Genomic DNA, 12,673 nt, shown 5'->3' on the forward strand with positions numbered 1-12,673 from the left:
GTCGTCAGCTTTTTGAAGCGCAGTCAGCCTACTCCATGTCGTCCAGGTCTGACGATGCGTCTTCAGGCGGTGGGGGCGCGTCCGGATTAGGCGTGCGCAGGATCAGCGACAGGGTGCGTATATAGTCATCGGGCCACTGGCCCAGCTTGTTTCGCTGCTGCGCGCGGACGACCATCTCCACCCTGACGTCAGGATGGCTGAACACCTGGTCGGAGGTCAGCGCGCCGTTGCGCTCCCCCGATGTGTCGACAAGCTCTGCCTGCCATTCGGCCACGGCCGGACAGGCGGCAATTCTGTCTTTGAGGTCGTCGCGGCGCTGGCGCATCGCTTCAAGGCTCGCTTCATCTGACTGGTCGATGAGGAGCGTGCAGGTCACCTGATTATAGGGCGAGGCGGCGCTGAAGGGCGCAGCGCCGGGGATGGCCACGGCGCACTCGCCCGCCCCGATTTCCCGGAGAGCATCGCCGACGGGGAAGCTGCCAATGGCGAACCCGGCAGCAGTCGATTGGCTCAGGCCGGCAAACCTTGACGCACTAACGCCTTCACGGATGTAAGGACCGATCTCATAGCAGAGGGGGTCGCCTGGTGGTGGAGCTGGCTCGGCCTGAACAGTCCGTTGTGGCGCGGCGCGTGTGGAGGTCTGCGGCGCGCGGCTTGGTTGATTTCGCGGTTGGGCAGGCGGCTTATAGCCGGGCGGCGCGGACGGAACTGTCGGCTCAAACGGCAGCGTTGTCGGCGGGGCGCTCCTGTCTTGCTGCGCATGTGCCGCCATGGGCAGACCGGAGGTGGTAAGCACGGCGAGGCTGAGGAGAAGCCCGCGACGAGGATGTCGAATCGATATCATATGCGTGGCAATGCTGCTCTGCTTGTTCAGGTCCAGACACTAGGCGGGTTGCCCCGTCTTCGGCAAGCGTCTGGATGAGCTCCGAAGTTTTTGTTTTGTTCTCGTGAACAGGTGTGGTACAGACTGCGCCCTGACAGGAACGCCGGCCTTGCAAAGCCGGGCCATATATGAGGAGACTGAACATGGCCAAACGCGGCAATCTGCAACTCGTGGACAAGGAATCCGGCGTGGACAAGCAAAAGGCACTTGAGACAGCTCTCTCCAATATTGAGCGCTCTTTCGGCAAGGGCTCGGTCATGCGGCTGGGCGATCAGAAGTCGCTCGACATCGAAGCGGTGTCGACCGGTTCGCTCGGCCTCGATATCGCTCTCGGCATTGGTGGTCTGCCAAAGGGCCGTATCATTGAAATCTACGGCCCTGAAAGCTCCGGCAAGACGACGCTCTCGCTGCACGCGATTGCTGAGGCCCAGAAGGATGGCGGTGTCTGCGCCTTCGTTGACGCAGAACACGCCCTGGACCCGAGCTATGCGGCCAAGCTGGGCGTTGATCTCGATGACCTGCTGGTCTCCCAGCCGGACACCGGTGAGCAGGCGCTTGAGATTGCCGACACGCTGGTGCGTTCGGGCGCTGTCGACCTTCTGGTCATCGACTCTGTGGCGGCCCTGACGCCGCGTGCCGAGATCGAGGGCGAGATGGGCGATTCGCTGCCAGGTCTTCAGGCCCGCCTGATGAGCCAGGCGCTGCGCAAGTTGACCGCCTCGATCTCCAAGTCGAAGTGCATGGTCATCTTCATCAACCAGATCCGTATGAAGATCGGTGTGATGTTTGGCAGCCCTGAAACGACCAGCGGTGGCAACGCTCTCAAATTCTACGCCTCTGTGCGTCTCGACATCCGCCGCATCGGAGCGATCAAGGACCGCGAGGAAACGATCGGCAACCAGACCCGCGTCAAGGTGGTGAAGAACAAGGTGGCACCGCCCTTCCGGCAGGTCGAGTTCGATATCCTTTATGGCGAAGGCATCTCCAAGACCGGGGAGCTCATTGACCTTGGCGTCAAATGCGAAGTCGTTGAGAAGGCGGGTTCCTGGTACTCCTACAAGGAAGACCGTATCGGACAGGGTCGTGAGAAAACGCGCCAGTTCCTGAAGGACAATCCCGATATTGCTGACGAGATCGAGCACGAAATTCGTCGCCAGTCGGGTCTGCTTTCGGACGTCATGCTGTCGGCTGAAGAAGAGGCGGAAGCCAAGAAGAAAACAGAGGACGGCGACGAAGCGAAGGCCGGCTAGGGTGTCCAATTCGGAAGGCGCGCTGCAGTGAACTGAGACTGCGGCGTGGCTGCTTCTTGGCGGGCCCCGTTCAAGCCTTTATATCAAAACCAGAAAGCGCCCGGCTGACATTCGGCCGGGCGCTTGAATTTGGGCAAGCGGCAAGGACGGGCCAGACGACAAGATGACGAGCGTCAACGAGCTTCGAGAATCATTCCTCTCCTATTTCGAGCGGCAGGGTCACACCCGCAAGCCATCCGCGCCACTGGTGCCGGACAATGATCCGACCCTTTTGTTCGTGAATGCCGGCATGGTGCCATTCAAGAACATCTTCACCGGCGCAGAGACACCGTTTGCACCGCGCGCCGCGACATCGCAGAAATGCGTCCGCGCGGGCGGCAAGCACAACGATCTTGACAATGTCGGCTATACCGCCCGCCACCACACCTTCTTTGAGATGCTCGGCAACTTCTCGTTCGGCGACTATTTCAAAGACGATGCCATCGCATTCGCGTGGGAGCTGGTGACCAAGGAACTCGGCCTTTCCAAAGACCGGCTGCTCGTCACGGTGTACTCCGAGGACAAGGAAGCCGCACAGATATGGAAGAAGGTTGCTGGCCTGTCCGATGACCGGATCATCCCGATCTCGACGTCAGACAATTTCTGGTCGATGGGCGACACCGGCCCGTGCGGTCCGTGTTCGGAAATCTTCTTTGATCATGGCGACAAGATACCAGGCGGCCCTCCGGGTTCCCCCGACGAAGACGGCGACCGGTTCATCGAGATCTGGAACCTGGTCTTCATGCAGTATGAACAGCAGGCCAATGGCGCCCGGATAGACCTGCCAAAACCATCGATCGACACCGGCATGGGCCTTGAGCGTATGGCCGCCGTTCTGCAAGGCGTTCACAACAATTACGAGATCGACCTTTTCCGCGCCCTCATCGGGGCCGAGGAAGACGTTTATAATGCCAAGGCCACCGGCGATGCGCTCGCCTCGTTCCGCGTTATTGCAGACCACCTTCGTACATCCGCCTTTCTCATCGCCGATGGCGTAACGCCGTCGAATGAAGGGCGGGGCTATGTGCTTCGCCGGATCATGCGCCGCGCGATGCGCCACGGGCATCTTCTCGGTGCGCGCGAGCCAATGATGCACAGACTTGTCGGCGCCCTGACGTCCGAGATGGGTGACGCCTATCCAGAGCTTGGCCGCGCACAACCCGCCATCGAAGCGGCGCTTGAGCAAGAAGAAGCCCGTTTCCAGCGAACACTGGGTCGCGGCCTGGCTCTGCTCGACGATGCAACCGACGGTCTCGACGAAGGCGCTGTGCTTTCGGGCGAAACCGCATTTCGCCTTTACGACACCTACGGCTTCCCGATCGACCTCACCGCGGATATCCTTCGGGGCCGCGGCATGAGTGTCGATCAGGCGGGCTTCGATTCTGCCATGGCCGAGCAGAAGAAGGCAGCCCGCGAAGCCTGGTCAGGCTCGGGCGATATGGCGTCGCAAGCCGTCTGGTTCCGCGTGCGCGACAAGATTGGGGCAACAAGTTTCCTTGGCTATGCCGGGACCAAGGACGAAGGCAGCCTGAAAGCTATCATTGCTGGCGGTGAAATGCGCGAAGAGGTGGCCCCCGGTGACTGCGAACTCGTTTTCGATCGCACGCCTTTCTACGCGGAAAGCGGCGGGCAGGCCGGCGATCATGGCGAGATCCATTTTGCATCCGGCGCGCGCTTCATCGTGCGCGACGTGCAAAAGCGGGCAGGCGACCTGCACGTTCATGTCGGTGAGCTGACCGGCGGATCAGTGAAGATCGGCGACAGGGCTGAGCTGGTTGCCAATGCGGCGCGCCGCCAGCGTATCCGCGCGAATCATTCAGCCACACACCTTCTTCATTCGGCGCTTCGCAACGTGCTGGGCCCGCATGTCACACAGAAGGGCTCCCTCGTCGAGGAAGACCGGCTGCGCTTTGACTTTTCGCATGGCGGGGCACTGAGCGCCGCCGAAATCGAAGCAATCGAGGATGAGGTCAACGCTGTTATTCGCCAGAATGATGAGGCCCGCATTCAGACCATGGCGCCCGACAAGGCCATCGAGGCCGGCGCCCTTGCGCTGTTTGGTGAAAAGTATGGCGACGAAGTGCGCGTACTATCGATGGGCCAGCCCCTCACCGACGAAAAGCGGCCATATTCAGTTGAACTTTGCGGTGGCACCCACGTGGCGCGTACAGGCGACATCGCAGCTTTCGTCATCACGTCCGAGGGCGGTGTTTCTGCCGGTGTGCGCCGTATCGAAGCGGCTACGGGCGCAGAAGCATTGGCGTTCCTGAAGGGCCGCGCGCAGGTGGCGCTCGATCTCTCCGATACGCTCAAAGTGCCGCTCAAGGATGTCAGCCGTAAGGTCGGCAGCCTGATGGAAGAGCGCCGCAATCTTGAGCGTGAGCTTGCAGAGACGAAACGGAAGCTCGCCATGGGCGGAGGCGGCGGTGCCGCGCCGTCAGGACCAGAAGAAATTGGTGGTTTCAAGCTGATTGCGCGCGTTGCTGAAGGCGTCGGCGGCAAGGATCTTCGCGGTCTTGTCGATGAAGCCAAGAGCCAGCTCGGCTCTGGTGTCGCTGTCTTTATCGGCGTGAATGAAGGCAAAGCGGCAGTTGCTGTCGGCGTAACCGGTGACTTGGTCGACAAGGTCTCTGCAGTCGATCTGGTCCGCGTTGCGGCGGCTGAAGTTGGCGGCAAGGGCGGCGGCGGACGCGCAGACATGGCGCAAGCTGGCGGTCCGGATGGCGACAAGGCGGAAGCCGCTCTGGACGCTGTGCGTAAGTCGCTAGCGGGCTAGTTCTACACTTGCAATCTATTTGCCGTCTCCCCACCGAAAGGTGGGGTCTATGGCGGCTGGGAGGTTCGCTCTCAACCGCCATGGGTCCCAGCTTTCGCTGGGAAGGCGGAAAACCGGGCTGTTTGGTTTATGTGGCTGAAGGAAAAACGGGTTCTTCGTCGCCGGTCTTCCACTGGTCGAATTTCGGCATGATTGATTTGAAGCGTTCGCTCTTCAGGTGCGCGGCGAGCCAGGCTTTCAAGGCTGGGTAGGGCGCTGCGTCGAACCAGACCCGGTCCGTATTGGCGAACTGGCGGATGAACGGCATCACGGCCATGTCGGCGAGCGATACGCGTTCGCCAAACAGCTGCGCCCGCGAAGACAGCCGGGAGTTCAACGTTTCCAGAAAGGCTGAGCCGGCCTTGCGGTGATCTTCTGAGACAGCGCCTTCATCTTCATAGCGATTGGCGTATTTGTAGCGATCCAGATGATGCTTGAACGGACCGTCGCAAGCCGCGATCAGGTCCAGCATTTCGTTCCGGCTGCCTTCTTCCGGCGCGAGCCAGCTTTCCGGATCGTTTTGCCCCAGCGCATAAAGCATGACGTCAAGACTTTCATCGACGACGCTGCTGTCTTCCAGAACCAGCACGGGCACCGTTCCTTTCGGGGAGGCATCAAGCATTTGCTGCGGCTTGTCGCGCAGGACGACCTCACGCAAGCGGCATTGAAGACCAGCGGACTGAATCGCGAGCCGGGCCCGCATCGCATAAGGGCAGCGGCGAAACGAATAGAGGACCGGCAGCGTCATGACGCTTCGGTTTTGTTCAGGTTTGGTTCCTTGCGCCCGATATGTGCTTCGCCGCGCTTTTTCGCCAGTTCGACCTGTCTCTGGCGTTCAGCAAAACGGGCGCGCTGCTCATCGGTGACCGTGTCGTGGCAGGCCGGGCAGCAGATGCCCTCTTCGAAGCGGGCATCACGTCGCTCATCTTCGCTGACCGGGCGTTTGCAGCCATGGCAAAGCGCATAGTTTCCGATCTCAAGCCCATGGCCGACAGAGACGCGCTGGTCGAAGACAAAGCAGTCGCCCTGCCATTTGCTTTCGGCCTGCGGTACGGTTTCGAGATATTTCAGAATTCCGCCCTTGAGGTGAAAAACTTCATCGAGACCTTCAGACTTTACGAAGCTAGTGGCCTTCTCGCATCGGATGCCGCCTGTGCAGAACATGGCGACTTTCGGCTTGCGGCCTTCGGCTTCCAGCTTCTGGCGGAAGTCACGAAACCAGTCCGGAAATTCGCGGAAGGTGGCGGTGTTCGGATCAATGGCGCCTTCGAATGTGCCGATGCCGTATTCGTAGTCGTTGCGCGTATCGATCAGCACAGTGTCTGGATCGTTGATCAAATCGTTCCAGTCTTCCGGGGCCACATAGGTACCCACAAGATCGTTCGGGTCTGTGCCGGGCACGCCCATGGTAACGATTTCCCGCTTCAGGCGAACTTTCAGCCGCCAGAAGGGCATAGAGTCGGCGTGGCTTTCCTTGTGCTCAAGATCGCCGCAACCCGGAAGTGCGCGCAGGAAGGCCATTGCTTCGTCCAGGGCGCCGCCTTCAGCGGCAATCGTACCATTCAGGCCTTCACCTGCGACAAGGACGGTGCCGCGAATGCCGAGCGCCTCGAACCGCGCCGCGACGTCGGCTCGAATCGTTTCGGGATTGGCGAAGGGGACGAATTTGTAGAAGGCAGATACGCGAAAGCTCATGACCTGCCCCTTATGCCAGAGCCGGCCATGAGCTTCCAGACAGGCGCGTCAGCAGTCGTGCTGCAGACGCGCTCTGAACCAGATCGATCAGGTTTCGCTTTCAGCGCCCTGTGCAGCGCCGCTTACAGCTTCGCCGGTTGCTTCGACGTCTTCGCCAACGCCTTCAACCGTATTGCAGGCAGCCAGGGTGCCCAGCGTCATCAGGGCAGCGAGAGAAAGTGCGATCTTTTTCATGTTCGATTTCCTTTTTCGGATAATCCGCTAACAGCCGGGCCGGACCTCCCGACCAGACTGGCTAATTAAGTCGCACCGACATCTTTGGTTCCCAACAACGTCGCAATCCTGCTAAAGGGGCGCCATGAAAAGCGCTGTGATTGTCTTTCCCGGATCGAATTGTGACCGCGACGCCCAGACGGCCCTGACTGAGATCATGGGCACGCCGCCAGCGATGGTGTGGCATAAGGATGGAGAGCTGCCTGAAGATGTCGACCTGGTGGTCGTGCCGGGCGGGTTTTCCTATGGCGATTATCTGCGCTGCGGCGCCATGGCGGCGAACTCTCCGGTCATCGAAGGCCTGCGGCGTCACGCAGACCGGGGCGGCTATGTGCTTGGCGTCTGTAATGGCTTCCAGGTGCTCACTGAAACCCAGCTTCTGCCGGGCGCGCTTTTGCGCAATTCGGGGCTGGACTTCGTCTGTCGTCCGCAAGCGCTTCGTATTGAGTCAAGTAATTCTGCCTTCACGAGCGCCTATGGTGACCGCAAGGAGATTACGATCCCGGTTGCGCACCATGATGGCAATTATGTCGCCGATGAAGACACGCTTGACCGCCTCGAAGGTGAGGGGCGCGTTGTCTTCCGCTATAGCGGAAACCCGAACGGATCTGCACGCGATATAGCTGGCGTCGTGTCGGAGAACGGCCGCGTGCTGGGTATGATGCCACATCCGGAGCGCGCAATTGGCGGGCATGAAGGCGGCGATGATGGCCGCGGAACGTTCGAAAGCCTGCTTTCGGCGATCTAGTCTGGCCTTTTTCAAGCGCTAGGGCATACTTCGCTTCGCTCTGGGGAGGGTGAAGCATGACTTATCTGGAAGAAACCAAAGCGGCTGGGCGGGAAATATTCCCTGACCTGGCGCGCGCCTTCGCGTTGATCGGTATTGCGCTGGTCAATGTGGCCATTTTTTCCCATCCGATGACGACGGGGTATGCGAACCTTCAAGGGGCCGACCAGTGGGCTTCATTTGGGGTGAATTCCTTCTTCCTGCTAAAATCGTACACGCTCTTCTCATTCATGTTCGGCGTCGGCTTCGCCTATCAGATGATGGCGGCAGAGCGCCGAAGTGTAGGCTTTGCCGGACGATACTGGCGCCGGATTCTCGGGCTTTTGATACTCGGCCTGCTTCACGTCGCTCTGGCGTTCCAGGGCGATATCCTCGTCATCTACGCGATACTCGGATGCTTCCTTTTCCTTTTCCGAAAGGCCAGTGCAAAGACGCTCGTGAAGTGGGGAATTGGCCTTTATGCGCTGCAATTCGTCGTCATGCTTTCGGCTTTCAGTCTTTTCTGGCTGGGCGCAACTTTCGCGCCGGAACAGATGGCTGCAGAGCTTGAGCTCAACGCTGCCTCGGCGGACACCGCGCGACAGGCATTCGGCGAGGGAGGCTTTGCTGACGCCTTGGTTCAGCGATTTGCGGACTGGTCGATGGTGTTGGTGGGCGGCCTCTTCATGCAAGGCATCGGCGCCATGGCCTTCTTCGTGTTTGGCCTGGCTGCTGTGCGCTACGAGGCGATATCCGATCCGCGCAAGCCGGTCTGGAAGATGTTCAGGCGTTATTTCCTGCCCATCGGTGTCGCCGGAAGCATGTGGGGCGGATGGTTGATGGCCTCGTCCGGCAGCGGCGAGATGAGTATAGATCTGCTGGCCGGTATGACGGTCATTACCCTGTTCAGCCCGTTTTCGACCGCAGGCTATCTAGGACTGATCGCGAAGTGGGCCGAAGTGCCGGAGGGCCGCGTCAAGGTGTTCCTCGCGCGGGGCGGGACGGCATCGCTGACAGCCTATATCCTGCAAAGCGTCGTGTTCTCGCTTGTCTTCAACAATTATGGGCTTGGTCTTTACGGTCAGGTCGGGGCGTTGGGGTGCACGGCCATCGCGCTTGTTGTCGGATTTGGATCCGTCTCGTTGATGAGCTTGTGGCGCAAGCGCTTCTCGCGTGGGCCGCTTGAAGTGATTTTGCGCGGCTGGACCTATCTGGGCGCGCGTTGAGGCGCCACGCGCAGGGCAAAGTGGAAATCACCCTCATAGCCCGTCGGTATCCAGGATTCGGCAAGCTTGCCATTCTCATCGGCGAACAGGGCGTGGGCCGGGTCGTAGGAAAAGCGGCGGTGCAGGCGTAGGCCGCTGCCTTTCAGTTCGGCCGTTGCAAAACGATCTGAGAAGATAAGGCGAAGCCGTGCGACGCCGCTAGCCCGGGCAATCTTGCGGGCGGAGCGCATGAGACGGCCAATCGTAGCTGCGCGCGGCGCGCCGGGGGCGACCTCCAGATCGACAATATCGAGACCGGCAGGCTCATAGGCGTTCGGCTTGCTCAGGATAGCCAGCATCAGCCCGGAGATTTTCGATCCGTTTCGGGTGGTGAGTACCACGCTGCGGCCAGGCGCGTCGGGGTCAGACAGCTGATAGGCATAGAAGAGCGCGCTACGGACAGGGACGGCCTGCCGCGTACTGCGCAACTCGAAGTCGAAGTCCGCGACCGCGTGTGCATGATCAGGGTTGGCCGGGTCGAGCCAGTCACCGCCTTGCAGGTTCTGTCTTGCATGATCGGCAAGCGGCGTATGTCTTACTTTGAACCATTCGCGGGCCGACAGTGCATCGTACATGCGATCAGAGCGGGCAAGCCGCGAGAAGGCGACGCCAACACCCATCGAGAGAGGCCTGACCGGCCATTCAAGGCGGCTTCGGGCAGTCTCGCCTCTCCATGCTTTCATTCCCAGTTTCTTGTAGAGACCGGCAGAGCTGGCATTGTTGTTGAGAGAGTAGACGGCCGCGAGCCCGGGATAGGTCAAGGCACGCCGGGCAAGTCTGGGGCCGCTGCCACGGCCTTCTTGTCCGGCGATGAATGTGTGGCCTGTGGCGGCCTTGACGGGCGTCCCGTCCAGAATGAAGTCGCGCGCCTGAAGGCCCACCATGGCCACGACACGGCCATCGCGCTCAGCTACGAAGCCGGCCGGTATGTCGCCCTGCTGCGGGTTTTCGAACAGTGCCCAGTGCCAGCCCGCCTGGCTGCGCCATGGGAAATCAACCTTCTCGACGAGCTCCATGACGCTTGGCAGGTCGTCTGGGGTGATTGTCCTGATCTTTATCAAGGGATGGCCTCGGGTCTCTTCCTGCGACGTCTGCAGGGTGCCCACACCTATTCGAGATAGTTTGAGAAAGAATTTGCCTGATTTGAACTGTTCGAAATGTCCGGTCAGGGTTACTCAAAAGAAAAACCGGCAAGAGGGAGAGCTGTTCGATGAGAATGCAGACGAGTATCGTTGCGCTGTTGGGGCTCGCTCTGGCGGCCTGTGGGGGCGCAGAGGAAAGTACATCGCGGGAACAATCGGACGGTGTTGTAACCGAGACGAGCGGGAATGAAGTCGATGCGTTCGAGGGGGCTACCGAGGCGGGCGAGGCCGATTATGCTGATATGGCGAACTGGCTATGCCATCCCGGTATGGGAGACGATGCATGTTCAGCTAATCTCGATCATACGGTGGTGAACGCTGACGGCACGCTGGAAGAAGTGAGTTTTCAGGCTGCTGACGCGCCGCCTGTCGATTGCTTTTACGTCTACCCGACGATCTCTTTCGACTCGACGCCGAACAGCGATCTGAACGCGGGCCCCGAAGAAGCGCGTGTCGCGGCCTTGCAGCTTGGAGCGTTTGGCGAGACCTGCCGTCTCTTCGCGCCGGTTTACCGTCAGATCACGCTGACCCATTTGCAGAGTCTGATGGGCGGCGCTGAGTTCACGGCTGACGCGGAGCTCGGCTTCAATGACGTTGTCGACGCCTGGAATGCCTATCTCGAAACGGAGAATGCTGGGCGCGGCGTTTTCCTGCTGGGACATTCCCAGGGGGCACGTATGGTCGAGCGGCTTATGCGCGAGACAATTAGCGGGTCTGACAGTGAGGACCTGATCGTCTCAGCCATGCCGATTGGCTATACGATGTATGCCGATGTGGACACGGGCAATGTAGGCGCCTTTCCGATCTGCCAAACCGGCGACCAGATTGGCTGTGTCATCGCCTATGTGACCTTTCGGTCCGACTTTCCGCCGCCGGAAGATAGCCGTTTCGGGGACACGAATGCCGATGGGCAGCGGGCCATCTGCGTAAACCCGGCTGAGTTGTCAGGTGATAACGGTTCCCTTGACGCACGTCTCGCGCGGACTGGCTTCTTCGGTATCGAGAATGCGCGTTTTGTTGAGGGACAGCGTATTTCAACACCCTATGCGTCGATGCCCGGCATGTTGTCCGCGGAATGCGTCGAAACCGACAGGCATACCTATCTGGCCGTTGAGGTTACCGGGGACCCCAGCGATCCGCGGGCCGATGATATCCTCGGCGATGTCGTTGTTGGCACGGATGTGCTGCGCGATTGGGGCTTGCACACGATCGATATCAATGTCGCGATGGGCAACCTCGTTGCCATCGTGGAAACGCAAGCCGCTGCCTGGGCCACGGCCAGCACTGAGGAATAAGCCGCGGGTGAAGCCCGGTTCAGGCGTTTGCGCTGAGCCGGGCTGCCAGTTCTGCATGGCCTTCGACCATGCGGGTGATCTGCGCCGGGTCCGGCTCCAGAGTGTCATCACCTTCATCATGCGTGCCGCCGAGTACGATGCCGGTCTTGCGCGGAAACATGTAGAGGACGCCGTTCGAGGTGGGCGCGACGTAGGAATAGGTCACGTCCGGTTGGGGCAGGAGATGGCTGAGCTGGCCTTTGACCGGCACCAGCGTCTCGTCACCGAACAGGCCTGCAGCGCCGAGGCCGGTACAGTTCACGATTGTCTGTTCTGGTAGCTCCATCACATCGTCTATGGAGGCCAGCCGCACGCGAACGGTGCGCGCACCGGCCAGCTGCGCGTCCTGCAGGATGGCGTCGAGATAATAGTCCGGGTCGATGATCATCGCCTTGAAGCGCTCTTCATAGGCATATCCGAACAGGGTGTTTTCGGTCGATGTGCGAAGAGCCGGATAGATGTCGTCGCCGCCTGGTAGCTCATAGCGCGGCGAGGGAATGCGGCGGCCCAGCTGGTGATGGTCGGCCCAGTAGACGCCATATCCCGGCCGGTTCACATAAGGCAGGAAACCATAATAAGCGAGGCGGACAAGCTTGCGGTTCATGGCGAGCCATTCCTGGGTGACGGCCGAGCGGTCGAAATACCCCGTTGGCATCCAGAGAACGCCCGCCACGTTGGACGTGGTGTGCGGCGGCAACTGTTCGGCGTAGATCGTTACCTTATGGCCGCGCCGGGCGAGAATGAGCGCAGCGGTCAGGCCCTGAACGCCGCATCCAAGGATGGCAATATCGCGTGCGCCAGTGGCTGTCGCTTCGTCTGCGGCAACCGATGCGGTTCCCCACGACATGGTTACGCCGCAGCCGCCATGGCCGTAATTGTGGATGACGGTTTTGTCGCCGAGCCGTTCCGCCTCAAGCCGATAACCTGTAGGGCGATAAGGGCGATGGCCAACAACGGTACGCGTGACGCGCGACAGGCTCGACTGAACGGGGACGTAGTTATTGTAAGGGCCGGTGACGGCTGGCGTGATTGTGTCCGCTGCCGGCCGTGTGGCGCAGGCACCCAGCGTGGCAAGACCCACTCCGCTCACAAAATCGCGTCGCCGCATTCAAGTCACCTCATCCCAATCTGCTGTCCACCCCGATAGAGGACACTGCCCGCACCTTCTTGCGAGGGCAAGGCATTCGCGCGCAGGGCCGGAACCGGACTGC

11 protein-coding genes are annotated in these 12,673 nt (G+C 60.4%); 5 read left to right on the forward strand and 6 right to left on the reverse strand.

The window, feature by feature from the left end:
- Positions 1–28: 28 nt before the first annotated feature.
- Entirely contained in the window at positions 29–844 is an 816-nt protein-coding gene (locus D1224_RS13705) for a hypothetical protein (protein ID WP_119380519.1), read from the reverse strand.
- A gap of 182 nt (positions 845–1,026) precedes the next feature.
- Between D1224_RS13705 and recA the strand changes: the two genes are divergently transcribed.
- Together recA and alaS are read left to right on the forward strand one after the other, a co-directional pair.
- The gene (gene recA / locus D1224_RS13710) at positions 1,027–2,133 is read left to right on the forward strand and encodes a recombinase RecA (RefSeq protein ID WP_119380520.1); all 1,107 of its coding nucleotides are present in this window, start codon (positions 1,027–1,029) and stop codon (positions 2,131–2,133) included.
- A gap of 163 nt (positions 2,134–2,296) precedes the next feature.
- Complete coding sequence (gene alaS / locus D1224_RS13715) at positions 2,297–4,948, forward strand: alanine--tRNA ligase (protein WP_119380521.1); 2,652 nt, start codon at positions 2,297–2,299, stop codon at positions 4,946–4,948.
- Positions 4,949–5,075: 127 nt separating this feature from the next.
- On the opposite strand, the gene D1224_RS13720 is transcribed toward alaS, so the two are convergent.
- From D1224_RS13720 to D1224_RS13730, 3 genes are all read right to left on the reverse strand, one after another.
- The gene (locus D1224_RS13720; protein WP_119380522.1) at positions 5,076–5,735 is read right to left on the reverse strand and encodes a glutathione S-transferase; all 660 of its coding nucleotides are present in this window, start codon (positions 5,733–5,735) and stop codon (positions 5,076–5,078) included.
- A complete protein-coding gene (gene trhO / locus D1224_RS13725) occupies positions 5,732–6,682 on the reverse strand; it encodes an oxygen-dependent tRNA uridine(34) hydroxylase TrhO (RefSeq protein ID WP_119380523.1) in 951 nt (316 codons plus the stop codon). Before trhO ends, D1224_RS13720 begins: the two co-directional genes overlap by 4 nt.
- 87 nt (positions 6,683–6,769) lie before the next feature.
- Entirely contained in the window at positions 6,770–6,916 is a 147-nt protein-coding gene (locus D1224_RS13730) for an entericidin A/B family lipoprotein (RefSeq protein WP_119380524.1), read from the reverse strand.
- Positions 6,917–7,040: 124 nt separating this feature from the next.
- Between D1224_RS13730 and purQ the strand changes: the two genes are divergently transcribed.
- Together purQ and D1224_RS13740 are read left to right on the forward strand one after the other, a co-directional pair.
- Positions 7,041–7,703 carry a phosphoribosylformylglycinamidine synthase subunit PurQ gene (gene purQ / locus D1224_RS13735; protein ID WP_119380525.1) on the forward strand — a complete coding sequence of 221 codons (663 nt, stop codon included), beginning with the start codon at positions 7,041–7,043 and terminating at the stop codon, positions 7,701–7,703.
- A 56-nt stretch (positions 7,704–7,759) separates the two neighbouring features.
- Positions 7,760–8,947 (forward strand): DUF418 domain-containing protein, encoded by a 1,188-nt coding sequence (locus D1224_RS13740; protein WP_119380526.1) that lies wholly within the window; start codon positions 7,760–7,762, stop codon positions 8,945–8,947.
- Here the strand turns inward: D1224_RS13740 and D1224_RS13745 are convergent.
- On the reverse strand, positions 8,929–10,047 hold the full coding sequence (locus tag D1224_RS13745; protein ID WP_147372400.1) for a GNAT family protein: 1,119 nt from the start codon (positions 10,045–10,047) through the stop codon (positions 8,929–8,931). The two genes, D1224_RS13740 and D1224_RS13745, sit on opposite strands and share 19 nt — an antisense overlap.
- 149 nt (positions 10,048–10,196) lie before the next feature.
- On the opposite strand from D1224_RS13745, the gene D1224_RS13750 reads away from it, so the two are divergent.
- Positions 10,197–11,423, forward strand: coding sequence for a DUF3089 domain-containing protein (locus tag D1224_RS13750; RefSeq protein ID WP_119380528.1), 1,227 nt, complete (start codon positions 10,197–10,199; stop codon positions 11,421–11,423).
- Positions 11,424–11,442: 19 nt separating this feature from the next.
- On the opposite strand, the gene D1224_RS13755 is transcribed toward D1224_RS13750, so the two are convergent.
- Positions 11,443–12,570 carry an FAD-dependent oxidoreductase gene (locus tag D1224_RS13755; protein ID WP_119380529.1) on the reverse strand — a complete coding sequence of 376 codons (1,128 nt, stop codon included), beginning with the start codon at positions 12,568–12,570 and terminating at the stop codon, positions 11,443–11,445.
- Between the last annotated feature and the right edge of the window lie 103 nt (positions 12,571–12,673).

It is taken from the genome of Henriciella barbarensis, assembly GCF_003576345.1.
Lineage (GTDB): Bacteria > Pseudomonadota > Alphaproteobacteria > Caulobacterales > Hyphomonadaceae > Henriciella > Henriciella barbarensis.

Bases quoted from the DNA above. Each gene is read 5' to 3' on its own strand.
- D1224_RS13705 (WP_119380519.1), bottom strand. From the start codon at position 844: ATGATATCGATTCGACATCCTCGTCGCGGGCTTCTCCTCAGCCTCGCC.
- recA (WP_119380520.1), top strand. From the start codon at position 1,027: ATGGCCAAACGCGGCAATCTGCAACTCGTGGACAAGGAATCCGGCGTG.
- alaS (WP_119380521.1), top strand. From the start codon at position 2,297: ATGACGAGCGTCAACGAGCTTCGAGAATCATTCCTCTCCTATTTCGAG.
- D1224_RS13720 (WP_119380522.1), bottom strand. From the start codon at position 5,735: ATGACGCTGCCGGTCCTCTATTCGTTTCGCCGCTGCCCTTATGCGATG.
- trhO (WP_119380523.1), bottom strand. From the start codon at position 6,682: ATGAGCTTTCGCGTATCTGCCTTCTACAAATTCGTCCCCTTCGCCAAT.
- D1224_RS13730 (WP_119380524.1), bottom strand. From the start codon at position 6,916: ATGAAAAAGATCGCACTTTCTCTCGCTGCCCTGATGACGCTGGGCACC.
- purQ (WP_119380525.1), top strand. From the start codon at position 7,041: ATGAAAAGCGCTGTGATTGTCTTTCCCGGATCGAATTGTGACCGCGAC.
- D1224_RS13740 (WP_119380526.1), top strand. From the start codon at position 7,760: ATGACTTATCTGGAAGAAACCAAAGCGGCTGGGCGGGAAATATTCCCT.
- D1224_RS13750 (WP_119380528.1), top strand. From the start codon at position 10,197: ATGAGAATGCAGACGAGTATCGTTGCGCTGTTGGGGCTCGCTCTGGCG.
- D1224_RS13755 (WP_119380529.1), bottom strand. From the start codon at position 12,570: ATGCGGCGACGCGATTTTGTGAGCGGAGTGGGTCTTGCCACGCTGGGT.